2 protein-coding genes and 1 pseudogene are annotated in these 1,670 nt (G+C 75.0%); all 3 read right to left on the bottom strand.

The features are described from left to right. The coding region (locus tag JFN87_RS33045; protein ID WP_209346193.1) for a cobyrinic acid a,c-diamide synthase CobB at positions 1-763 on the bottom strand (763 nt) is incomplete at its 3' end. A 40-nt stretch (positions 764-803) separates the two neighbouring features. Then, complete coding sequence (cobO, locus tag JFN87_RS33050; RefSeq protein ID WP_209346195.1) at positions 804-1,403, bottom strand: cob(I)yrinic acid a,c-diamide adenosyltransferase; 600 nt, start codon at positions 1,401-1,403, stop codon at positions 804-806. After that, a pseudogene (locus tag JFN87_RS33055) lies at positions 1,403-1,670 on the bottom strand (magnesium chelatase); the annotation flags it as partial. The gene cobO and the pseudogene JFN87_RS33055, both read right to left, overlap by 1 nt.

Consider the following 1,670-nt stretch of genomic DNA (forward strand, 5'->3'; position numbering starts at 1 on the left):
GTCCGCCGCCCACCGCCGCCGCCGGCCCCCACGCCGCCGCGTCCAGCGGGGGCGCCGAACGCGCGAGCGCCAGCAGCCCGTCGAGGTCGCAGCCCGCCCGTACGTGCTCGGCGAGCGCGCGGGTCGCGGCGAGCGCGTCGGCGTGCCGCTCGGCCACGGGGACGAGCCCCAGATGGCGCGAGGGCGCGCTCACCCCGTCCGACCTGCGCAGCGCCCCGAGCACCGGCACGCCGCACTCCTCCAGGGCCTCGCGCAGCAGCTCCTCGTGGCGGTCGGAGCCGACCTTGTTCAGGACGACGCCGCCGATCCGCACATCCGGGTCGAACGACAGGAACCCGTGCACGAGCGCGGCGACCGACCGCGACTGCGAGGACGCGTCCACCACCAGCACGACCGGCGCGCGCAGCACCTTCGCCACCTGCGCCGTCGACGCCAGCTCGCCCTGGCCCGCCGCGCCGTCGTACAGCCCCATGACGCCCTCGACCACGGCCAGGTCGCAGCCGTCGGCGCCGTGCGCGAACAGCGGCGCCATCAGATCGAGGCCGCACATGTACGCGTCGAGGTTGCGGCCGGGCCGCCGCACGGGGCCGCCGCCCGCGACGGCCAGGGTGTGGTAGCCGGAGTCGATGTAGTCGGGCCCGACCTTGTGCGGCGACACGGCGAGGCCGCGCTCCGAGAACGCCGCCATCAGGCCCGTCGCCACGGTGGTCTTGCCGCTGCCCGACGACGGCGCCGCGACGACCAGCCTGGGAACGGCGGTCACGGCGCGGCCACCGCCTCAGGCGGTGCGGTGGTTCCCGGCGTCACCATTCGATGCCTCGCTGGCCCTTCTGACCCGCGTCCATCGGGTGCTTCACCTTCGTCATCTCCGTCACCAGGTCCGCGAAGTCCAGCAGCTCCTGCGGCGCGTTGCGTCCCGTGATCACCACGTGCTGGGTGCCGGGCCGCTGCCGCAGGACCTCGACCACCTCGGCCGTGTCCACCCACCCCCAGTGCAGCGGGTACGCGAACTCGTCCAGCACGTACAGACGGTGCGTCTCCGCCGCGAGGTCGCGCTTGACCTGCTCCCAGCCCTCCCGCGCGGCCTCCTCGTTGGACAGCTGGCTGTCGCGCTGCACCCAGGACCAGCCCTCGCCCATCTTGTGCCAGGCCACGGTCCCGCCCTCGCCGCTCGCGCCGAGCGTCCGAAGCGCCTTCTCCTCGCCGACGCGCCACTTCGCCGACTTCACGAACTGGAACACGCCGACCGGCCACCCCTGCGTCCACGCGCGGAGCGCGAGACCGAACGCGGCCGTCGACTTGCCCTTGCCGGGGCCCGTGTGGACGAGGACCAGCGGCCGGTTGCGGCGCTGGCGCGTGGTGAGCCCGTCGTCGGGGACGGTCTCCGGCTTTCCCTGCGGCATCAGGCGGCCCTCCGAGTCTGTCCCGCTTGTCCTGTGATGCGGTCATGTGCGGTGCGCTCGCCGCGCACGTCCTTGACGAGCCCGGCGATCGAGTCGGCGCGCAGTTCGTCGAGCGTCACCGCGGTGCCGCCGAGCGCGGTCGCGAGCGAGGCGGCGAGGCCGAGCCGCACAGGACCCGACTCGCAGTCCACGACGACGGACGCCACGCCCTGTGCCGCGTGCAGCCGCGCCGCGCGCGCCGCCTGCCCGACCGCGTCGCCGCCGCCG

Source organism: Streptomyces montanisoli (genome assembly GCF_017813245.1).
GTDB classification, from domain to species: Bacteria; Actinomycetota; Actinomycetes; order Streptomycetales; family Streptomycetaceae; genus Streptomyces; species Streptomyces montanisoli.